At 40.2% G+C, this 23020-nt stretch carries 16 protein-coding genes, 2 rRNA genes and 1 pseudogene; 3 read left to right on the forward strand and 16 right to left on the reverse strand.

Translation table 11 applies throughout. The features are described 5' to 3' along the window. Positions 1–14: 14 nt before the first annotated feature. From MKY09_RS16485 to hutU, 5 genes are all read right to left on the reverse strand, one after another. On the reverse strand, positions 15–851 hold the full coding sequence (locus MKY09_RS16485; RefSeq protein ID WP_240949759.1) for a 3D domain-containing protein: 837 nt from the start codon (positions 849–851) through the stop codon (positions 15–17). A gap of 836 nt (positions 852–1687) precedes the next feature. Continuing rightward, positions 1688–2008, reverse strand: a complete 321-nt coding sequence (locus tag MKY09_RS16490; protein ID WP_169360475.1) for a hypothetical protein — start codon at positions 2006–2008, stop codon at positions 1688–1690. Positions 2009–2262: 254 nt separating this feature from the next. Next, the gene (locus MKY09_RS16495; protein WP_342567127.1) at positions 2263–3252 is read right to left on the reverse strand and encodes an agmatinase family protein; all 990 of its coding nucleotides are present in this window, start codon (positions 3250–3252) and stop codon (positions 2263–2265) included. After that, positions 3242–4519 carry an imidazolonepropionase gene (gene hutI, locus MKY09_RS16500; protein WP_342567128.1) on the reverse strand — a complete coding sequence of 426 codons (1278 nt, stop codon included), beginning with the start codon at positions 4517–4519 and terminating at the stop codon, positions 3242–3244. The genes MKY09_RS16495 and hutI overlap by 11 nt, the downstream gene beginning before the upstream one ends. 6 nt (positions 4520–4525) lie before the next feature. Beyond that, positions 4526–6196 (reverse strand): urocanate hydratase, encoded by a 1671-nt coding sequence (hutU, locus tag MKY09_RS16505; RefSeq protein ID WP_342567129.1) that lies wholly within the window; start codon positions 6194–6196, stop codon positions 4526–4528. 271 nt (positions 6197–6467) lie between these two features. Between hutU and MKY09_RS16510 the strand changes: the two genes are divergently transcribed. The 3 genes from MKY09_RS16510 to MKY09_RS16520 all read left to right on the forward strand — a co-directional run bounded on the left by MKY09_RS16510 (position 6468) and on the right by MKY09_RS16520 (position 10728). After that, entirely contained in the window at positions 6468–7922 is a 1455-nt protein-coding gene (locus MKY09_RS16510) for a helix-turn-helix domain-containing protein (protein WP_342567130.1), read from the forward strand. A gap of 84 nt (positions 7923–8006) precedes the next feature. Further along, on the forward strand, positions 8007–8333 hold the full coding sequence (locus MKY09_RS16515; RefSeq protein ID WP_342567131.1) for a nucleoside triphosphate pyrophosphohydrolase: 327 nt from the start codon (positions 8007–8009) through the stop codon (positions 8331–8333). Then, positions 8326–10728, forward strand: coding sequence for a DEAD/DEAH box helicase family protein (locus MKY09_RS16520; RefSeq protein WP_342567132.1), 2403 nt, complete (start codon positions 8326–8328; stop codon positions 10726–10728). The genes MKY09_RS16515 and MKY09_RS16520 overlap by 8 nt, the downstream gene beginning before the upstream one ends. Positions 10729–10994: 266 nt before the next feature. On the opposite strand, the gene MKY09_RS16525 is transcribed toward MKY09_RS16520, so the two are convergent. The 11 genes and pseudogenes from MKY09_RS16525 to MKY09_RS16575 form a co-directional block, all read right to left on the reverse strand. Next, the gene (locus tag MKY09_RS16525) at positions 10995–11210 is read right to left on the reverse strand and encodes a hypothetical protein (protein WP_240949760.1); all 216 of its coding nucleotides are present in this window, start codon (positions 11208–11210) and stop codon (positions 10995–10997) included. Further along, a complete protein-coding gene (locus MKY09_RS16530) occupies positions 11203–11700 on the reverse strand; it encodes a hypothetical protein (protein WP_169360483.1) in 498 nt (165 codons plus the stop codon). Before MKY09_RS16530 ends, MKY09_RS16525 begins: the two co-directional genes overlap by 8 nt. Positions 11701–11736: 36 nt before the next feature. Next, positions 11737–13317, reverse strand: a complete 1581-nt coding sequence (locus MKY09_RS16535; RefSeq protein WP_342567133.1) for a T7SS effector LXG polymorphic toxin — start codon at positions 13315–13317, stop codon at positions 11737–11739. Between the two features lie 412 nt (positions 13318–13729). Beyond that, entirely contained in the window at positions 13730–14176 is a 447-nt protein-coding gene (locus MKY09_RS16540) for a YrhA family protein (protein ID WP_251556094.1), read from the reverse strand. 41 nt (positions 14177–14217) lie between these two features. Beyond that, a pseudogene (gene imm47, locus MKY09_RS16545) lies at positions 14218–15009 on the reverse strand (Imm47 family immunity protein). Between the two features lie 107 nt (positions 15010–15116). After that, positions 15117–15434 carry an SMI1/KNR4 family protein gene (locus MKY09_RS16550; RefSeq protein WP_251556093.1) on the reverse strand — a complete coding sequence of 106 codons (318 nt, stop codon included), beginning with the start codon at positions 15432–15434 and terminating at the stop codon, positions 15117–15119. 270 nt (positions 15435–15704) lie between these two features. After that, the gene (locus MKY09_RS16555; RefSeq protein WP_251556092.1) at positions 15705–16178 is read right to left on the reverse strand and encodes an SMI1/KNR4 family protein; all 474 of its coding nucleotides are present in this window, start codon (positions 16176–16178) and stop codon (positions 15705–15707) included. Continuing rightward, positions 16108–18567: a T7SS effector LXG polymorphic toxin gene (locus tag MKY09_RS16560; RefSeq protein ID WP_342567134.1), complete on the reverse strand. Its 2460-nt coding sequence runs from the start codon at positions 18565–18567 to the stop codon at positions 16108–16110. Before MKY09_RS16560 ends, MKY09_RS16555 begins: the two co-directional genes overlap by 71 nt. Positions 18568–18916: 349 nt before the next feature. After that, positions 18917–19543 (reverse strand): CoA pyrophosphatase, encoded by a 627-nt coding sequence (locus tag MKY09_RS16565; protein WP_342567135.1) that lies wholly within the window; start codon positions 19541–19543, stop codon positions 18917–18919. Positions 19544–19724: 181 nt separating this feature from the next. Further along, positions 19725–19840 (reverse strand): 5S ribosomal RNA (rrf, locus tag MKY09_RS16570). 179 nt (positions 19841–20019) lie between these two features. Next, a 23S ribosomal RNA gene (locus tag MKY09_RS16575) occupies positions 20020–22948 on the reverse strand. Positions 22949–23020: the final 72 nt, after the last annotated feature.

Genomic DNA, 23020 nt, shown 5'->3' on the forward strand with positions numbered 1-23020 from the left:
ATGGGTTTTTTACGTTAGTTTAATATGATGAGTTTAACTTGTTTTCTACCCCACTGTATTGCATTATCATAGGATGGGATAAATACGTCAATTTTATTCCCTTTGATAGCCCCGCCAGTATCTCCAGCGATTGCCTCACCATAGCCCTCTACCCATACCCTTGTCCCCAGGGGTATAACACGAGGGTCAACGGCTATTACCTTTTCATTTGGATTGGCCCTTAGATCAATTCCATAGGCAGTCGTTCCTGAGCATCCTGTACAGTAGGCTGTGTATGCTGTGGCTTCCATCGTCATTTCAACAGAGCCTTCTGTTTTAGGTTCTGCTGTTACAACTGGCGCTGATGTAGCAACTTTTGTAGAAGCTGTATTCGGTGTTGAAGCTGCACTTGGAGCTACTGGTTCAATTGGTGGGGCAGTAACTCCCATTACTTGTCTTTTCGGTGTGTCCTCTAAGTCTCCTGTCCCCTGCTTTACAATGAGTTCGTCTCCCGGAAATATTAAATCTCCTGTTATATTATTCATATCCATAAGTTCATTGAGTGACAAATCATTTGCAAGGGCAATTCTATAGAGGTTGTCCCCCTCGGCAACCGTATAAGTTACTGGCTCTGAACGAAGCTTCATAAGCAATTTCATTGCATATAAATCATCAAAATGTATATTAAAGTCGTCCATATCGTTCTCTAAGTCAGTTTTTTTGTCTACTAGATTCCTGTGGTCTGAAGTGTCGGTAAGAAAAATCGATTCATCCTCTTGAGTTATAGGGGAGAATAGACTCTCTGCATGCGCTACTGTGTTTGTGGTCAACATCAATAGCACTACAAATAAAATAGTCCTAACCTTGAACATAAAGTTCCTCCTTTGTACCTCTTTTCGTAAACTCTTTAGAGTATTGCCCCAAAACTTCAAAAAACAAACCCTCTAAATAAAAAAATAGAAGTTTTCGTTCAAAACAACTAAAAAATTCAGAGAAAGGAAAGACTTTATATCATACTAGATTGAGAAATAATTCATCAAATGTCTATTAATTCCACAACATAAAAATATCAAAAGACTGGTAGTGTTAATTACAAATACCACCAGTCTTTTTTATTAAACCTATGTCTAGCATGGATTCCGGGTTTAGGTTGGTTGTTTAGATGATCACCGCTGTATCAAGGGATATCGCCTCCTTTGATACTGGGTTGGTAATCGATTTTATGGACGTAACGGTATTGCTTTATGGATATGGGACACTTCTTGCCTTTGTATGGGCGCTCTGCGCATATTTACGGGCGCTATTTGGATTTATGGGCGATTTTCTCCTTTTTATGGGCGCTTCGACTCGCTTTATGGGACACCTTCTCCCCTCGTATGGGCTCCCTGCGCATATTTACGGGCGCTATTTGAATTTATGGGCGATTTTCTCCTCTTTATGGGCGCGCTGACTCGCTTTATGGGACACTTTCTCCCCTCGTATGGGCGCCCTGCGCATATTTACGGGCGCTAGTTGAATTTATGGGCGATTTTCTCCTTTTTACGGGCGCTACGACTCGCTTTATGGGGCACTTTCTCCCTTCGTATGGGCTCTGTGATGATTCATCTAGAATGATTTCGATCGTCCTACGCTACTCTTTCCTCATTATTTGTACAAACAAAAATCCAAAAAGAATAACGAAAGTCTCGTTTCTTTTTGGATTAGCTTATTATGTCCATTTTAAATTCTCCAATAGCTGATGAAAGCTTTCTAAAAAATTCTTCTTGCTCTCCTCGTTGTTTAAAGATTTAACGTCTACTCCGCTCATAAATTGTAAAATCTCCGGGTGATGATCCCAATCCTGTTCAAATTGACTCTTGAAATCTACATACCAATCATACTGATACATCCTTTTCATATGCCGGATGGCTCTTCGACTCTCTTCCGTGACTTCTTCCTTTGTCCTCTCTCCTAGAATAAAAATGGATTCTGTAAACCTTGAAATTTTATTTTTATATTGGGTAAACGCAGTGGATATCCTTTTAATCATACAATTCCTCCCTGTCCCATTTACTATTATTATACGCGAAATTATATAAAAAAGATTAATTTTTCAGATAATTATTCAAAGAAATCCATTTATTCATGACTGAATATATAACGAAGAAACACTTAGAGCTACCCCTATCTAAAAAGATGGCACGCTGCTGGGTCTCTTCAAAAAAACGTTTGACTAGAGGCAGCCAAACGCTTTCTTTAAAACAGTTCTCTATCCGACTGTGCTTCATCTAAGCCTTATAAGGCCTAATATCTCTTCACTCGATGCTGATAAAAAGATGCTAAAAATGTTAAAAAGGCATAGGTGGTTGTCTTTACAGTTGCCTCCACCGAATTATCCTTCGTTGGATCAATGCATACAAAGTCGATCGCTCCTATTCCATCGCATTTCCCGACCTCATACAAAATTTCGAATAGCTCATCAGATCTCATGCCACCTGGAGTAGAGGCTGGGACACCAGGAGCGTATGAAATATCCAGAACGTCCATATCTACCGTTACATAAATAAAGTCTACCTGCTCCATCAAAACGGATAGTATATCTTGTATCGTTTGCTCGATACCCTTTTGACGCAGTTCCTTTAAACGAACACGATGAACCTCATAATCGTTTGCTGCCTCGATTAGAGAAGGAGCGTTATAAAACCCATGCAATCCAATATTATAGACATGCTTTCCCTCAATCACTCGACCCTCTATTAATTGACGAATGGGGGTTCCGTTCGTCGGACCGTGGTCATCTGTCGAACGTAAATCCAAATGAGTATCTAACTGTAAAATACCAATCTTCTTCTCTGGCATTACCTTCTTTAGTCCACGAATAGTTGCTGCCGTTACCGAATGGTCTCCACCAATGGTCACCTTCAGTGCATTTGGATAAGTCTCTGCGACACTCTCCATCGCATCCTCGATGTGTTGATGGCAGCGCAAAATATCAGTAACATGCATCTTTACATTTCCGATATCTGCTACGGTTAACTCACGAATATCTATATCTTCATCAATATAGTAGGTTGAGAATTTTTCCCACGATTGGCGAAAGGCATTTGGAAACTCGGAGGCTCCTGAAACACTAATAGAGGATCTGGAAAGCGGTGCTCCTAGAAGCACTACATTCCAATCTTTTTTCTCACTTTGCCACTGAGGAACTATCCAATCCTTTACTTTCATATCCTGATGTACTGTCCTTTGCCAATCAAATGGCGAGTGCTCTATCGGAGCTTTATTATAGTCCATCGGTAATCACTCCGTTGTCCCAAACTACTTTTCCATTTTTGATAACAGTTTTTGTATGATTCATCCCGTAGAAGTATTGCAATTGCTGATAGTTTGCTACATTTAGAATAAGTACGTCTGCCTTCTTACCCACCTCTAGAGAACCGATCTCATCTCCACGATTAATAGCATAGGCTGCGTTAATAGTAGTCGCAGTGATTACCTCTTCCATTGTCATACCCATGTTCATGCACGCTAAATTCATGATAAAAGGCATAGATATTGTTGGGGAAGAACCTGGATTAAAATCAGTGGATATAGCAACTGGCACCCCTTCATCTATCATTAGCCTTCCGCGAGCAGAAGCTGCCTTCAGGAAAAATGCTGTCCCTGGCAATAAAACAGCAACAGTTCCAGCCTTCGCCATTGCTTGTATTCCTTTATCCGATGCTACCAATAAATGCTCTGCAGATATGGCTCCAACCTCTGCTGCTAGCTCCGCCCCCTCATATGGTTCAATTTCATCTGCATGAATTTTAGGGATAAGCCCGTGCTCCTTGCCTGCTAATAAAATCCTACGAGACTGCTCTGGAGTAAATACTCCCTTCTCACAGAAAACATCATTGAACTCTGCTAACTGTTGCTCCACAACCATTGGAATCATATCATTCACAATCAGATCGACAAACGCATCTGGATTTGCTTTGTACTCAGCAGGTACCGCATGGGCTCCCATAAACGTTCGAACAACGTCGACCGGATGATTTTCCTGAAGCTTCTTTGCAACAAGTAGCTGTTTTTGCTCGGTCTCCCAGTCCAACCCGTAGCCACTTTTCGCTTCTACCGTCGTTACCCCGTGGCGAAGAAAATCATTTAGATGATTATATGTTTTCTCGTATAAATGATCGAACGATGACTCTCTCGTTTTCTTTGTGGTCGCATGAATTCCTCCACCAGCATTCATGATTTCCATGTAGGTAGCACCGTTTAAACGCATTTGGAATTCGTTTTCACGAGTTCCTCCGAAGACAAGATGCGTATGGGCGTCTACTAGACCCGGCATAACTATATGGCCTGATGCATCTATAATCTGTGCTTGCTTGATGAGCTCAGGATGCTGCTCCTGAAGCTCTTCCTTTGTACCGACAGCGACAATGCGATCATCTTCTATTAACATACTTCCACTTTCTATAATGTTAAGCTCGCTCATTTCTTTTCCTGTGCGTGCTTTTTTACTAGCCGATGCTAGTGTAATTAATTGGTTGGCATTTGTGATTAGTAATGTCATGTATCCTCATCCTTTTTTGTTTAGCATTGGTATATGAACATTCTTCTCTTGGGCAGTTTTAATGGCAATTTCATACCCAGCATCCGCATGGCGTGCAACTCCTAGCCCAGGGTCCGATATGAGTACTCGGCTAATTTTTTCTGCTGCCATCTCCGTGCCGTCTGCCACAAGCACCTGACCGGCGTGCTGGGAATATCCCATTCCTACTCCGCCCCCGTGATGTACACTCACCCAGCTTGCTCCACCGGCAACATTCACTAGCGCATTTAAGATCGGCCAATCAGAAACTGCATCAGAGCCGTCCTTCATTCCCTCTGTTTCTCGATTAGGGGATGCTACAGAGCCTGAGTCTAGATGGTCTCGCCCAAACACAATGGGAGCCTTAAGTTCTCCTGAAGCGACCATTTCGTTTACCTTTAGCGCAAAGCGGTGGCGATCACCATAGCCTAACCAACAGATTCGAGCAGGGAGACCTTGCCACTTCACCATTTTCTGTGCCATATCAATCCAGTTTACAAGCGCCTCATCTTTTGCAAACATTTCCTTAGCCAGCGCATCCGTCTTTAAAATATCCTCTGGATCCCCGGACAATGCAGCCCAGCGGAAAGGGCCCTTCCCCTCACAGAACAGAGGTCTAATATAAGCTGGCACAAATCCCGGGAAGTCGAAAGCATTCGCTACACCCATCTCCTGTGCATACTTCCGAATGTTATTACCATAATCAAACACCTCTGATCCAACTTTTTGGAAATCGAGCATGGCCAGAACATGATCTGCCATAGCCTGTTTTGCCTTATGCTCATATGCCTTTGGGTCTTCCTTACGAAGCTTAAGTGCCTCTTCTAAAGACATATGATTTGGAATATATCCATTTAACGGATCATGTGCGCTTGTTTGATCTGTCACTAGATCTGGAACGATTCCACGCTCATATATTTCTCTATAAATATCCGCACAGTTTCCAACTAACCCAATGGATGCTGGCTCTTTCTTATCCTGTAACTCCTTCGCCATTTTCAGTGCCACATCTAAATCTTCTACTAAATAATCGCAATAGCCTTCCTTCATTTTCCGTTCAATCCGTTTTTTATCGACCTCTACAACCAAGATCACTGCCCCTGCCATTTTCCCTGCTAATGGTTGAGCACCACTCATCCCACCCATACCACCTGTTAAAATTAGTTTTCCGCGGAGGTCTGCACTACCAAACACCTTTTTACCTGCCTCTACAAAGCTCAAATAAGTTCCCTGTAAAATTCCTTGAGCACCAATATATATCCAGCTACCTGCAGTCATTTGGCCATACATCATCAAGTCCTTATCCTCTAGCTCATAAAAGTTCTCCCAGTTAGCCCAAGCTGGTACCAAGTTAGAGTTCGCAATCAATACTCGTGGCGAGTGCTCATACGTACGGAACACCGCTACCGGCTTACCCGATTGAATGAGTAGCGTTTCATCATTTTCTAGCTTTTTCAGCGACTCAATTATTTGTTCATAGCTCGCCCAGTTTCGGGCTGCCTTTCCTATTCCCCCGTAAACGACTAGCTCATCCGGATTTTCAGCCACCTCTGGGTCCAAATTATTCATGAGCATACGCATTGCCGCCTCTTGCGTCCATCCTTTACAGGAAAGCTGACTCCCTGTTGGTGCTTTAATATTTTGCATAACATGTTCCATCACACAACACTCCCTTTAAAATAATAAAAATACGCTTAATGAAAGGGTCTTATAAACAAATCCCTCTGTTTTACCAATTGTAAAATTCAGAAAAAATAATATATATATAATCCAGGTTTAAAATAAAGGAATTTTATTAGATGAGGTGGAATTTTATAAAGATAAATAGGGAATAATTTATGATTTTATGAATCAATGTATAAAATGATAAGAAAATACCTCAATGTTAATTTAAAGTTAAATAAGTACAACTAGTAGGGGGTGTAACAGAGTGAAGCTCTTAATTATTGACAGGGATCAAACGGAAAGAAATGGTATCCAGTGGTTTATCAAGCGATATCAGTTAAATGTTATGACTGTTTTTGAGGCAGGAAATTTTAACGAGGCAGTGGAGCAGATCGAGGCCGAGAGCCCAGATATTATTTTAATCGAAATGGAGTTACTTGCTCATGGTGATTCGAATCGATTGAGAAAAGCATTATCGCTTCATTCCCCTCACATTATTGGGATGACTGCAGAGCCACTTTTTAAGCATGCTTTAGAAGCACTTTCCCTGCGAGCGCTCACCCTACTAGTTAAACCACTAGATTTAAGCTTGCTTAAACAATATTTAACTCATGCAGTTAGAAATCAATTGAAAGCACAACAAGAGAATCTACCTTTAGTAGGAGAGCATTCGATTTACCCTTCCTTATTTTTAGATCAATATGTGATAGAGCAAGAGTTTACATTTTGTCTGATGTTAGAGTCTGAGATTTTGGAGCATAATGAACCGCTTTTCCATTGGTTAGAATCTCTAAATCATTTGACCCTTTTCCCCCTCTCTAAGCGTATTGTGGCGTTCTCAACGGAAGAAACTCTGGAGGAGCTTCGTAAAAAAGCAAAGGCAATTATAAGGGAATGGTCTAACACACAGAATGCCAACTTAAATATAGCTATCTATGATTTACCGAGAAAATCCGTAAAGGATATGTACCAAGCTATAAAGGAAACTCTAAAACTACGTTTTCAACATGGTTTCGGGCAACTTTTTCTTGTGAGCGAACTTCCTACCTTTCAAAGTTTGGACCCATTTTTAACAATGGAACAGCAACGACTTTGGATGTCGAGCCTAGAGCAAAATGACGTCCAGACAATCAAGCATTTTTTATATAGCATCTCTACCATCAAAACCTATTATCATCCGGACACTATTCGCATCCATTTGACTAGTATTCTCGCACAAATTCGGAGATTCATGCTTAAATACCAAATGGAGAAACGAATAGATTTGGAACATCGCTACAATCAACTCTTTGAACTCATTCTAAATCATCCAGTCCTTTACACGATTATCCAGGAAATCGTCCTCCTCTGTCAGGACATAATGAATCAGGTAGAAAAACAAAAAGAAAAAGGCCAGTTCGACTACGTAAATGCCGCACTGGACTTCATCGACCTCCATTATACAGACGATAAGCTTAGCCTTGATCAACTCGCAGATTTTTTAGGAATCAGTCCTAGTTATATAAGTATGCTTTTCTCGAAAACAAACGCTACAACCTTCAAGCAATACGTTACCAAGAAACGACTCACCCATGCCATGCAGCTACTTCAGGAGACCAACCTAACTATCAACGAAATAGCAGCAAAAAGTGGCTTTAATGACGCCAACTACTTTTCTAAGCTGTTTAAGGCCAATCATAATATTAGCCCGTCCTATTATAGGCAGCAGGTAATAGGTTAAACAGACATTTGTAAAGATATAGACGAAAGGTTTAAGATTAATATCAACAGTAGCAAACTAAATCAATAGTAAGGAGGAACAATTATGCCAATTTACAACAAGCTAGTACGTGACCTAATCCCTCAGGTAATCGAGAAATCTGGAAGTAAGTTTTCCACGCTCATTTTAGATAATTCCGAGCATTTAACCGAAATAAAAAACAAACTATTTGAAGAAGTGAAGGAATTTGAAGCAACGGATAACCGCAAAGACGCACTTGAGGAGCTGGCAGATATACTAGAATTAATCCATGCAGCTCTTCCTATTCATGAAGCTACCTATGAGGAGCTTGAGCAAATTCGCCTTGCCAAAAAGGAGAAGCGCGGAGGATTTAACGAAGGAATCTATTTAATAGAGGTTGAGGATGAGTAAGCTAAGACTCATCACATCTAATCTGATCGAGGACTTGAAAATTCTTACTCGCGATGCAACTAGTATTTACTGGATTACTGCATTCGCTATGAAATCAGGCGTGAAGCATGTACTCCCTTCTTTAAAGGAGGCAAGTTTACGTGGGGCAGAGCTTAAGCTACTAGTTGGTGACTATTTATACATTACTCAGCCCGAGGCACTTAAGCTCTTACTAGAGGAACTTCCTCATGCAGAGGTTAGAATCTATAGAAGTAATGGAATTTCCTTTCATCCAAAGGCTTATATGTTTCGTTCTAATGAAGATAGTCACCTGATTGTTGGCTCCTCTAATTTATCCTCCTCTGCGTTACATAATGGGATAGAATGGAATCTCTATGCCCCTGCTGTAGTAAGTGGAACTGTTTTTGAGGAAGCAACAAATGAATTTATGAAGCTATTTTATTCAGCCTCAACTATTTCCTTAAACACAGCAACTTTATCAGGCTACCAAGAGGCCTATAACAAAGTGAACAAGGATTTAGCGATTAGTAATACCTGGTCAGCAAATGAGGAACAGGAGATCATGTTCGGTACAGCTAATGGAGAGTCGATGGTTATTGATCCCAAAGAAGAATACACGACTGGACCAAGTAAGCTTACTCCTCGCCCCGCTCAGGTATTGGCACTGCAAGCGCTAAAGAAAACGATAGAAGATGATTATGACAAGGCTCTTGTCGTTCTAGCTACTGGTTTAGGCAAGACCTATTTGGCTGCTTTTTTCGCAGAACAGTTTAAACGGGTACTTTTCATCGCACATCGAGAGGAAATATTATACCAAGCAAAAAACTCTTTTCTACATGTCCACCCTAACCAGTCAGCCGGCATGTACAACGCAGTTGAAAAGAATGTACATGCAGATTTTATTTTTGCTTCTATTCATACGCTTTCCCAGCAGTATCACCTCGATCAATTCAGCTCAAATGACTTTGATTTAATCGTTGTCGATGAATTTCATCATGCTGCTGCACCAAGCTATGAGCGGGTTATCGAATATTTTAATCCCAAATTTTTATTAGGTATCACAGCTACTCCAGACCGTTTAGATAATAAGGATGTCTACAGTATTTGTGATGGAAATGTAGCCATTCGCATTCCATTCATTGATGCGATAGAGCGGGACTGGTTAGCTCCCTTCCGATATTATGGGGTCTATGATGAAACGGACTATTCTCAAATTCGTTGGCTAGGAAATAGATACGATGAGGACGAATTAGCTCGCTTTCAATTACGTGAAGAAATGGCTAAGAAAATATTAGAGGCCTGGAAGCTCCGTAAACAAAGTAAAACGATTGGATTTTGTTCTTCTGTAAGACAAGCTAATTTCTTAAGCAATTATTTTTCTGGAGCAGGATATAATTCAGTTGCCTTAAGCGGTGCTACTCCTCGAGAGGAACGTATAAATGCGAGGAAAGAACTGGAGAATGGATTATTAGATATCATCTTTACCGTAGACTTATTTAATGAGGGAGTGGATATTCCCATAGTTGATACTCTTCTTTTTATCCGTCCCACTGAATCTGTTGCAGTATTCACGCAACAGATTGGTCGAGGCTTGCGTCTTGCTGACGGAAAAACGCATTGTGTCATTATTGATTTAATAGGAAATTATAGGAATGCAGACACGAAGCTGTCTATCTTTTCAGCAGAGCAAATGGATAAACCAAACCTGTATACAATACAAGCTGCTATACCTGAATATTGCTCTATCGAATTAGAAACGGAGATCATTGACCTTATTAAAGAAATGGAGAAAAAAGCTGCTAGCCACAAGCAACGAATGATTTATGAATACTTCCGATTAAAAGAGGAACTAGGAACCCGTCCTTCCTACCTAGAATACCATTTAAAATCAGGAATCATAACAACCCAAGTCAAAAGTGAGTTTGGCTCCTATGTAGGTATGTTGAAGGATGCTGAGGAGTTAACCGAACAAGAACTAAAGGCGTATAACCTTTATCAGGAATGGGTTGAAGAAGTAGAAAAAACAGCTATGACTAAAAGCTATAAGATGGTACTCCTGAGCTACATGTTATCGCGTGGGGTAAATCACTGGTTTGAGCCAGTCACTGCAGAGACTGTTGCTCCCTACTTTATTGATTTTCTAACCACTAAGGAATATAGAAGAAAAATCGATTCCATTGTACCAGATCATAAAAAAACGGCTTCCTTAATTGGTCGCATGCCTATGACCAAATGGAGTAATTCTTCAAAAGGGAAAATTCGATATGTAGATGGAGAATTTGCTCTAAACTTTGATGTGAGTAAACATGTGAATGAAATCATCTTTAATTGGACGAGGGAGATTTGTGAATATCGATTACATTGGTATTTCGAAAAGAAGGCTGAAAGAATTTAGGGTAAGTAGCAGTCCAATTAACTTTGCAAATAGAAAGGCATAAATAGAAGGAAGAAACCTTGAAAAGCTTTGGCTGATCAAGGTTTTATTTTATGATCTTTAAACTTTATAATTCCTTATCTTTCTAAATCCATGGAAGAAAAAGAAAAAAAAGCAGATTGATAATGATGGTATTTGACCATAATCACCCTGCTATTTGTTTCTTTGTATAATCTCATTTATTAACTATTTTTCAACTTGACCCAATAAACTCTTATAGCATGCAATTATTTTAGCTCATTAATAATTCCATTTACCCCGTGTACAACTATACTACTAAGTACGTCAGTATAATTATTGTAGTCATCTGATTTATCGATGATAGTATCAAAGACTTCTTTCAGCTTACCATCAATTATAAGTGTAAGCCCTTCTACTTGCTCCTCACTTCCCTCTTTCCCAAACATTTCTTTCATTATAGTAAAGGTTTCTGTTTTATTCATCGTCATTCTCCTTTTGAAATAAATTTTCGCCAGTGATTATCCAATATTGATAGTCTACCGGAATGTTTTCCATGAATTGTTCATACTTCCCTAGCCACCCATTCGGTACATATAATTCATAGGATGCCGGTTCTGGATAAAAAGAAGTAAGCTTCTTATCATCAAAATCAACATATAAAGAAGGTATCATATCTGAAATATGACTATATTCTCTATGCACTAAACTTTTTCTTAACTCTTCATTACTTACTTCTAATTCTCTGATTTCATGTAGAAAATCTTCCACATTATCTTCATTTACTACTGCCATATCAAACCTGTCAGAAAAGTCATCAGGATTAGGAATTTCAAATCCTTTCTCCAGATAAGAAGATATTAATTTATTTAAATCTAGAAACCATATTTCCTTATCTGTAACAAACCATCTATATGATGTGTTGTATTTAACTAAAACTATTATGTTTTCAGCATATTTGGGTTTGTTAAACAATGTATCATCTCCCAGTTGTATTAAGTGTTTCGTATTTTATTTCTTTATCTTACCATATTCCTCAAGCCACTCAATCCATGGTGAGGGAAATTCAAATGATGTTCCCGGTGTACTAGGGTCAACCACTTTTGGTGCTGTCCCTCCCTGATTAAGTGGATTGTTTTTATATCTAAACTGTGGTATTGCGCTTTCTTGCACAAAATCGTCAAACCATCTTGGCACTTCAATCTCTACAATTTCAGCACCAGCGCCTCTTTTCTCCAAGAAATATTCGGCATGTTCCCTAGTCCCTGCGCTAACGTTTAAGTTTGCATCCTTGTTAGGAATGATCATTCTTCCATTATTGTCGACTTGAATCCTTACTTGGCTTGCATTTGGCATTTCTCCACCTTGAACCCTAAAGTATGATGTAGTGTCGTCCATCCCCTGAGATCCCGGTTTAACATTTTCCGTAACTCGATTGACGTCTCGAGCATCTTCTATTGCTCGGCCTCCTTTTATTGCAAATCTAGCTCCAGTAGTGCCCCAACCCACGAATGGAATCATCGATCCAAAGGAAAGTCCTGCATTTAGCATATCTCCTCTAGCGGTATAGATTATCCCGTTTACACCATCCGCTACTTCTCCCACAACTGGTATCAGTCCTAATATATCTAATCCCAACTGAATACCATCGAGGACTTTATTTTCCTGCGGTTCATCGGCTTGATCGTTTTCTTTATATATTACTTCGGAGACAACTTCATAGCTAGATTTTCCACCATCCATTGTTTCTTTAATGATTAAACCATTTGCGTACGCATGGTACTTTATATTTTCTCCCACGTTTTCTTCAATTAGCGAGACTTTCATCCCTTCAAGGGTCTCAAAAGTATCCGAATTGATTGTTGTTCCAATTAACTCTTCATATTCTTCTACCCATAGATTGTTAGGGTCTAAGTATACTTTAGGAAAGAGTTCTGTTCTAATCCCACTACCGAAAGTTATGGCTTTCCATTGACTGGACTGGAAAGAAGTGACCTTTACCCCTGCCCCAAACATTCCTTCCATAAGTACTATCCATAAGCCTAACTCTTGTAGATTCTGTTCAACGGTGCTTAATGATGTAGTTTGGGAAGTATCAAATTGATGTAGATCTGTAATTGTGTTGTCACGTTTCTGTTTGGAATTTCGAACTCCCTCTTGTACCTCACTATCATCTAGCGGTGGTAAAGCAACGATATCACTGACGGTCTCCATAATACTGTTTGCATCGTTGGTGAATCTTTCAGTTAAAGTACCAATCTGGGTAAGTCCCTGCTCCAATTCTCCTTCTAAAAACTGTTCAAGGATGTGACCAGCAGTATCCGGCTCTAACGATGTGAGTGCTGTCTCTATATGTTGGAGCTGCTGCTTGAATCTTTCTGTGAACACAAAGAAGAAATGAAGGAATGGTAGATGAACTTCCGAGTAGAAATTTCGAATTGCACTGCCTCCAGCGCCCTTCAATGCTTCCTCCATTGCAACAAGTCCCTTAATAGAATCACTAATATTACTTACTTCCGTTTCTAGACGTTCCAGCATAGCCATATTGCGTTGTAGACCATCTTGAAGTAGGTTGACATCTAACGTTTTCATAGGCATGCCCTCATAGAATTAGGGCTTAAATATCTCCAATTTGCTTTATTATATAACACTTCCTTACATATTATAGACATAATCTCTCCTCCTATAGCAATCTATCATTATCTATAATATTCCATTTTTTATATTGAAAGGTAAAGTGTGGACTCCCATGTAACTCTAAAATGATTCGAAAGAAATATTAATTTTCAGTTAATTAGTTATTTGGAATTAGAATAACAGGGTTATCATTATTCTAAATTAAGAGTCCCTGCCATATCTGGGTGACTAACACTATGTTTACCATAAATAAAAAAGCCTTCCAAGCCTCCTAGCTAAACAAAGTTTAATAACTATTAAACTTTTATAGAAATAATAGTTAGATCATCAAAATATAAGTCAAGTAAATTAGCATTAGATCCTAGAGCTAGCTAAGTGCCGAAGATAAAGCAGATTCCAGCATATGATTAAAATCATTAAAAGTTTCCATGTGCTCACCTGAAGGTTTATCTAGTTCCACAAATTCTTTTTTAGAAATATTATAACAATACCAGGCTATATCTGAATCTCCAAAAAAAATTAGCTCATCTTCCTCTTTAATCGCTTCCCATACTTCATTGGCATCGAAAAAACTATCCACCTGATTTAGTGGTATAGAATCCAAAAAATTTGGGTCAATTCCATAAACTATAAGTCCATTAAATTCAAATCCATTTATCGTTTGTAAAAATTCATAATATTGCTGTGGCAAAATATCTTCACCAAATTTTTCCTCTACAGATTTACGAAATCTTGATAACTCATTTTTATTCGTAGGTAAATTGAGTTTTTCCCCTCTTATTTGAGAAATCTGCCTAACTTGCTCTCTCCACATATAATCACCTTCTATAAATATTCTTTAACTCTGTTGTATTTTTATATTTTATGTCCATAAAAGTATTTTTACCTTTTTCCCATTTTATATTGGAAATCACACTTACATAATTGATGAAATCTTTATAATTACCCCTATTAATGATGGTGTTGTAATCTCCAGGCACTCTTTCACCTGTCCAAATAGACAGTAAAGAAGGAATTAATTCCATTCTTAGCGGTTCTCCTTTATTTACTGCTAGCATTACTCTCTGTATTAATTTTTTTGTTAAGTCTCCCGGGAAAACTAAGTTTTCTTGAAAGTAATATTTCTCTCTCTGGGTGGCTTCACAAAGCATAAAATATAGTTCTCCAATTTCATCTACTGTTGCTTCTGCATTATTTAGATTTTCTAAATTCAGGAAAGAATCAATAGAATCTTTGATAATAATGGTTGTATCGCTAATACCCTCCCACTCTTCAAGTAAGGCTAAAAGGTGTGGGATTACACGAAAAGAAAGTGAGGTTATAGCCCCAGATGCGAAAGTGTTTATAGTTTCTTCGGTTGCCCCTCCTAGAAAATCAAGGTTGTTCGAATTCTCTAAGTCTTCATGAGTTGAAATAGCTAGAAACACTCTAATACATAAGTTTAAGACAGCTTCATCTTTTGTTTGATTCATAGTTGAATCAATAATGGTTTTTGAACAAAGTTTCCTAATTTAAATAATTCTATTAAGTTCATTAAAATTTCTCGTTCTGTTACAGCTTTTAAAATATTTCATTGATTTCAGGTTAGGATAGATTAGGTTTTTCTCCAAACCATATACTATTCATTAAGTTTTCTATTCCCCTCATTTGTACATCAACTTCTTTCAATTATTTAGATATGTTTTTCATTATTTCTTGATAATTTCAAAAAAATATTAACTTATAACATATTTTAACACTTCTAACATCCCCTATTATTGATCAGTATCCAGTACTAATATAGCATTTGCTGACATTTCACATAAAACCAGATATTGCTTCGGAAAACCATGATCTTTTCTAGAAATGAGTGTGTATGATTCAATATTGTTTTCTTCATATGCTATATCTAGTAATTCAAAGGGTACATGTTCTTCCCAAAAAGGTCCTGCATACTGGATATAAAATTTTTGGAAAGTATCCGATGCGTTTACACCTAGCCTTATTAAAGCATCCTGTACTAGATTGCTATCTTCACGTTTATATATTTCTTCTCCTAGAACTTCGTCTAGCCTCTCAGGCAATATGCTCATATTATCTTTCTCCTAAAGCTTCTTTTCCTCGTATTTTCCGATAATTATAGATTTGAAACGCACCTCTAGTTGTCTCATCCATTGGATAAAATGGGTTTAACTTTCCTTTATAAGGATGTAGTGGAGCTCTTTTAGCATTTTATAAGCTTCCTTCTTGTTATCAAGCAAAATTGTCTTATAAAAAAAGCAAAAAACACTTGACGTATAAAATGCAATCAAGTGTTTTGAAATTTAAATTAAATGCCATCCTCGGTAATATAAAAATAATAACTACTCTTTAAACATCGTGAAAAATTCAGATATATCTTGGGCAACTGTTTTAGTTACGGGTGAAAATTCTTCAGACTCTTCGTGGTACCAAACAACCACAGTTGGATTTTCCCTGTTGCTATAATCTAAACAAACAAAATCTCCTGTAAAGAGTGCTGCAATTGGAACCACATTCATTCCTATTAAGTCTTCATCGTCAGTTAACCTTTCACCAATTTGTGTAATTGTAACTTCAATATCATACCACCCATTGATTTCATCAGATTCACTTTCTTCAAGGATGCAGAGAAACCTTTCAATAATATAATTATTTTCATTGGAAGAAAAGATGTTTGTAATTGGCACAGCTCCATTATTTTTTTTTATAAACTCTCTATATGGTTCAGGAAATGTAACCCTTAAACTATGTTCGACCACGTCCAGCAATCCATCCGTTGGCAACGGTGAGACAATGGTATTCGTATCTACTTTCATTTTTTTCCCCTCCTAGTTTTTTATCTTTTTCCATGTGCCCATCCACCTGGACCCTTCCTCCTGAATGATAAACTGAATTATGTATTCCAAAAGGAACTAATTCCATTCTACCGTCAATTTCAGAATGATGCCAAGTTGTCCCTGGTGGACGTTTTCCACCAAAGATTTTTGAATCAAGCCAACTAAATTGTTCTGGGTCTGTTTTCTTCCAATATTCTTTTGGTAACATAATAACGACTGCTTTTTCATCTATCTTTATAATTAAATCAGCTTTTTCGAAGTCTGGATATTTTGTTCTTGGTTTCATAGGAACATCGAGTACCTCTCCCAGCTCTTTTGCCCGTTCTCTAATCAATTTTAATTGTTTTTGCGTTAGTGTATCCCCTCCTGGAATGTTCCTCCACTTCCAAGGAACATTTGAATTTACCTTTTCTGCATAAGCAGTAGCATAATCATCTAAAACCTCATCAAATTCCTTATTTTTCAATAAAAACTCATTAATATTTTTTAAATACGAATTTACTGGTTTATTCGTACCCTTAGTCTCAACATCCACACTCTTTACATCTGAATTAACATTACTATCAATACTTTTATTTGTTGGTGTAGTATCCACTTTTGCAGATGGCGTATTTATTGTCTTCGTATTTTTAGGAGGAACTGTGTAATCTCCATTTCCTCCAACAACTTTTGGCTTAGCCAGTATATTCGAATTTGGTGTCTCTGATTTCACATTTGCTTTTCCACTATTAACTGGGGCTGGGTTGTTCGCTTTTGCCGTTGGAGTAGTGACTGTTTTAGTAGATTTATTTGGTATCGTAGTACTGCTAAGGTTTATGTGATCTCCATTGCCACCAACGACCTTCGGCAGATCCTGTATCTGCTCATTTGGATTCCCCTTAGTAGGGCTGGCAACCGCACTTTTGGCTTCAGGTGTATTCCCTTTAGATGGCGGCTGGACTGCAGATGCTTGTCCTTTATTTGTATTCGCTCCATTGCCGTCCAAATCGGGAGTCTTATTGGCAACGTTCGGGTTCTGGATCTCTGGATGAACACCGCCACTGGGAGTTTTAGATGTTGGCATGTTGAACATGAATGGACTATTATTGGTATACGGTGTCCGATTCTGTAAGCTAGTAAACAGATTTAATTGCGACTGCGAACCAATCAGTGGACTATTCACCATATCACGATAAACGGAAGTAGACACTGATTCTACTATCTCATCGTTTAGGACATTTTTGGGCTGAAAAAAATTACGTCCTTTATTTACAATTTTAGTCCCGGTACTTCCCCAGCCTAAAAATGGAACCATTGCTGCAAAGGAAAGACCTGCGTTTAACTTATCTCCTCTAGCATAATAGATTACTCCGTTTAAACCATCGGCTATTTCTCCGATTCCTGGTATTAACCCTGCTAGATCTAATACAAATTGAAAACCATCCAACAGTTTATTTTCTTTTGGTGGCTCCACTTGGACTGCTTCTTCCTTGTATTCTACTTTAGAAACGATTTCGTAGTATACTGTCCCGTTTTCCGAGTATTCTTTGATAAGTAGACCATTTGCATATTGATGGTATTGGATATTCTCTCCCACGTTTTCATCAATTGTAATCATCCTTTTCAGCTCTAGCGCTTGAAAGGTTTTGGCAGTGATCATCGTGCCGATTATTTTGTCTCTTTCATCTACCCATAGTTTATGAGGCTCTAAATATACCTTCGGGAATAGCTCTGTCCGAATCTCGCTTCCAAACGTAATTGCATTCCACTGACTCGGCTGGAAAGTAATGTCCTTTACCCCTGATGTAAACATTCCCTCCATATCCACAAGCCAATTGCCCATCGTTTGAATATCTGCTTCGACTGTGGTTAGTGATGTGGTTTGAGAGCTATCGAATTCATGCAGCTGTAAAACCGTGTCGTCACGTTTCTTTTTAGAATTTTGAACTCCTTCTTGTACTTCACTATCATTAAGATGAGGTAGCGCAACGATATCACTTACTGTATCCATGATACTGTTTGCTTCGTTTGTAAGTCTTTCCGTTATGTTGGCAATCAGCGTCAGTCCCTGTTCCAACTCTCCCTCTAAGAATTGCTCAAGGATATACCCTGCCGTATCTGGTTCTAACGACAAAAGAGCAGCTTCAATTTGTTGGAGCTTTTGCTTGTAACTATCGGAGAAAACAAGGAAAAAATGAAGGAAAGGTAAATGAACATCCGAGTAAAAGCCTCGGATTGCACTACCTCCAGCCCCTTTCAATACCTCCTCCATTGCTACTAGTTCTTTAACTGTGTTTTGAATATTCCCCACTTCATTTTGCAAACGTTCCAGCATAGCTATATTACGTTGCAATCCATCTTGAAGTAAGTCTACGTCTAGTATTTTCATAGGCATACCCTCGTTGAATCGGGTACAATGAAGCATTTCCAATTTTCTTTATTATACAATATTCCCCACCAGATAGACATCATTTCTCCTCCTCTAGCAATCTTACATTATCTATAATATTCCATTTTTTATATAGAAAGGTAAAGGGAAGTCTAGTATTTAGCACTAAAATGATTCAGAAGAAATACAGCGAGCTATATAAAACTAAGTATTTAGAATTAAATAAGTATAGTATCTTGGAATCATTACTATAAAAATAAAAAGACCCTCTAAACAATAGAGAATCTTTTTGAAATACTATTTAAATCTTGGAATCATTCGTAATAGAAACCTATTTAGAGTTTATTGCTTATCTATTAATACTTCTGATTGTTTCCACAAAATGCTTTAACACTCGTGCAGTTAATCCCCAAATTGTATAGTTTTTATAATCATAAAACCATTCCTCAATGTCTCTAGGTCTCCATTGATATTTGTCCCCATTAAATATCTTTTCATAAGGAAAGTCCATCGGTGGCATAGGTTGAACAGAGACAGTGTGCATATAAGGCTCATAATCTAAGAGCCAGCTAATTGGTATCGTAAATACTTCTTCAACCTCTTGTTTGTTGAAACTTTTGATTTGGTGATGATCAATGGTCGCCACAAACGGATAGACTACGAAAGATGAAGAAGCAATATAAGGGCTCAATTGACCAAGAATTTTTATAGATGTCGGGTCTATTCCTAACTCTTCATGTGTTTCTCTTATTGCAGCTTCCAATGGAGATGCATCTGTAGTGTCGATACGACCGCCTGGAAAACTAATATCTCCGGGCTGTTTTCGCATCGTTAAGGAACGCACCTCAAACAACATATGCCATTCTCCTTCCACTTGCACAAGTGGAAGGAGAATAGCTGAGCGCAGAGCTGTTTCCTCCCCAATAAATAGTGGCTGGCTATGCTGTAGTTTTTTTGTTAGATCCTCTAAGAACATAGTATCCCCCTTGCTTTATTTATCTATTACTAGAGTAACATTAATATGGTTTCGTTTAAAATAATGTGAGGTTTCAGGTGAAAGATTAAATCTTCTAGTAAAATAGAGGTTATCCTTAGACTTTAAAAAAAGACAAAACAAAAAAGCCGCCACCGATTACTCGGTGACGACTTCCTTTGGTGCCCAGCGACGTCCTACTCTTGCAGGGGGAGACCCCCAACTACCATCGGCGCTGAAGAGCTTAACTTCCGTGTTCGGTATGGGAACGGGTGTGACCTCTTCGCCATCATCACTAGACTTTTTCGGCTTTCAATACACTTCGCATTGCGTTGTCAACTTCGTTCGTTCAATCAGTCACGTACGTAAGTACGTTCCTTCATTCACTCACTCGTTTCCTAGCACTGCTTGCGCCTTGAAACCCTCAGAGTTGTTCACTCAAAACTGGATAAAAGACATCATTAATCGAAACAAACAATTTGGTTAAGTCCTCGATCGATTAGTATTCGTCAGCTGCACGTGTCGCCACGCTTCCACCCCGAACCTATCTACCTCATCGTCTTTGAGGGATCTTACTTACTTGCGTAATGGGAAATCTCATCTTGAGGGGGGCTTCGTGCTTAGATGCTTTCAGCACTTATCCCGTCCACACATAGCTACCCAGCGATGCCCTTGGCAGAACAACTGGTACACCAGCGGTGTGTCCATCCCGGTCCTCTCGTACTAAGGACAGCTCCTCTCAAATTTCCTACGCCCACGACGGATAGGGACCGAACTGTCTCACGACGTTCTGAACCCAGCTCGCGTACCGCTTTAATGGGCGAACAGCCCAACCCTTGGGACCGACTACAGCCCCAGGATGCGATGAGCCGACATCGAGGTGCCAAACCTCCCCGTCGATGTGGACTCTTGGGGGAGATAAGCCTGTTATCCCCGGGGTAGCTTTTATCCGTTGAGCGATGGCCCTTCCATGCGGAACCACCGGATCACTAAGCCCGTCTTTCGACCCTGCTCGACTTGTAGGTCTCGCAGTCAAGCTCCCTTCTGCCTTTACACTCTTCGAATGATTTCCAACCATTCTGAGGGAACCTTTGGGCGCCTCCGTTACACTTTAGGAGGCGACCGCCCCAGTCAAACTGCCCGCCTGACACTGTCTCCTACCCGGGTTACGGGTATGGGTTAGAATTTCAATACAACCAGGGTAGTATCCCACCGACGCCTCCTCCGAAGCTGGCGCTCCGGGCTCTAAGGCTCCTACCTATCCTGTACAAGTTGCACCAAAATTCAATATCAAGCTACAGTAAAGCTCCACGGGGTCTTTCCGTCCTGTCGCGGGTAACCTGCATCTTCACAGGTACTATAATTTCACCGAGTCTCTCGTTGAGACAGTGCCCAGATCGTTACGCCTTTCGTGCGGGTCGGAACTTACCCGACAAGGAATTTCGCTACCTTAGGACCGTTATAGTTACGGCCGCCGTTTACTGGGGCTTCAATTCGCACCTTCGCTTGCGCTAAGCACTCCTCTTAACCTTCCAGCACCGGGCAGGCGTCAGCCCCTATACTTCACCTTACGGTTTTGCAGAGACCTGTGTTTTTGCTAAACAGTCGCCTGGGCCTATTCACTGCGGCTCTTCTAGGCTATTCACCCAAAAGAGCACCCCTTCTCCCGAAGTTACGGGGTCATTTTGCCGAGTTCCTTAACGAGAGTTCTCTCGCTCACCTTAGGATTCTCTCCTCGACTACCTGTGTCGGTTTGCGGTACGGGCACCTCCCACCTCGTTAGAGGCTTTTCTTGGCAGTGTGAAATCAGGAACTCCGGACATACGTCCTTGCCATCACAGCTCAATGTTACAGAGTGCGGATTTGCCTACACTCACACCTCACTGCTTGGACGTGCATAACCAACAGCACGCTTACCCTATCCTACTGCGTCCCCCCATCACTCAAACGGTGGGGTGGTGGTACAGGAATATCAACCTGTTGTCCATCGTCTACGCCTATCGGCCTCGACTTAGGTCCCGACTAACCCTGAGCGGACGAGCCTTCCTCAGGAAACCTTAGTCATACGGTGGATGGGATTCTCACCCATCTTTCGCTACTCATACCGGCATTCTCACTTCTAAGCGCTCCACCAGTCCTTCCGGTCTGACTTCAACGCCCTTAGAACGCTCTCCTACCACTGATACCAAAGGTATCAATCCACAGCTTCGGTGATTTGTTTAGCCCCGATACATTTTCGGCGCAGCGTCACTCGACCAGTGAGCTATTACGCACTCTTTAAATGATGGCTGCTTCTAAGCCAACATCCTGGTTGTCTAAGCAACGCCACATCCTTTTCCACTTAACAAATACTTTGGGACCTTAGCTGGTGGTCTGGGCTGTTTCCCTCTTGACTACGGATCTTATCACTCGCAGTCTGACTCCCAAACATAAATCATTGGCATTCGGAGTTTGTCTGAATTCGGTAACCCGGGATGGGCCCCTAGTCCAAACAGTGCTCTACCTCCAAGATTCTAACGTTTGAGGCTAGCCCTAAAGCTATTTCGGAGAGAACCAGCTATCTCCAGGTTCGATTGGAATTTCTCCGCTACCCACACCTCATCCCCGCACTTTTCAACGTGCGTGGGTTCGGACCTCCAGTAAGTGTTACCTCACCTTCATCCTGGACATGGGTAGATCACCTGGTTTCGGGTCTACGACCACATACTCATTCGCCCTATTCAGACTCGCTTTCGCTGCGGCTCCGTCTTCTCAACTTAACCTCGCATGTAATCGTAACTCGCCGGTTCATTCTACAAAAGGCACGCCATCACCCGTTAACGGGCTTTGACTATTTGTAGGCACACGGTTTCAGGGTCTATTTCACTCCCCTTCCGGGGTGCTTTTCACCTTTCCCTCACGGTACTGGTTCACTATCGGTCACTAGGTAGTATTTAGCCTTGGGAGATGGTCCTCCCGGATTCCGACGGAATTTCACGTGTTCCGCCGTACTCAGGATACACTCTGGAGGGAATGAACTTTTGACTACGGGGCTTTTACCCTATCCTGCGGACCTTTCCAGGTCGCTTCGTCTAGCTCATTCTTTTGTAACTCCGTATAGAGTGTCCTACAACCCCAAGAGGCAAGCCTCTTGGTTTGGGCTCTTCCCGTTTCGCTCGCCGCTACTCAGGGAATCGAATTTTCTTTCTCTTCCTCCAGGTACTTAGATGTTTCAGTTCCCTGGGTGTGTCTCAGATGCGCTATGTATTCACGCAAATGTACTGCCCCATTACGGGCAGTGGGTTTCCCCATTCGGAAATCTTCGGATCGAAGCTCACTTACAGCTCCCCGAAGCATATCGGTGTTAGTGCCGTCCTTCATCGACTCCTAGTGCCAAGGCATCCACCGTGCGCCCTTATTAACTTAACCTAAAAGTTAAAAGTACTACACTTGCAATCACGTAAGTGATCACAATTTGAATATCTTGCGTTTGTTTCTTTT

It is taken from the genome of Psychrobacillus sp. FSL K6-4046, from assembly GCF_038624605.1.
In the GTDB taxonomy this organism is placed as follows: Bacteria; Bacillota; Bacilli; order Bacillales_A; family Planococcaceae; genus Psychrobacillus.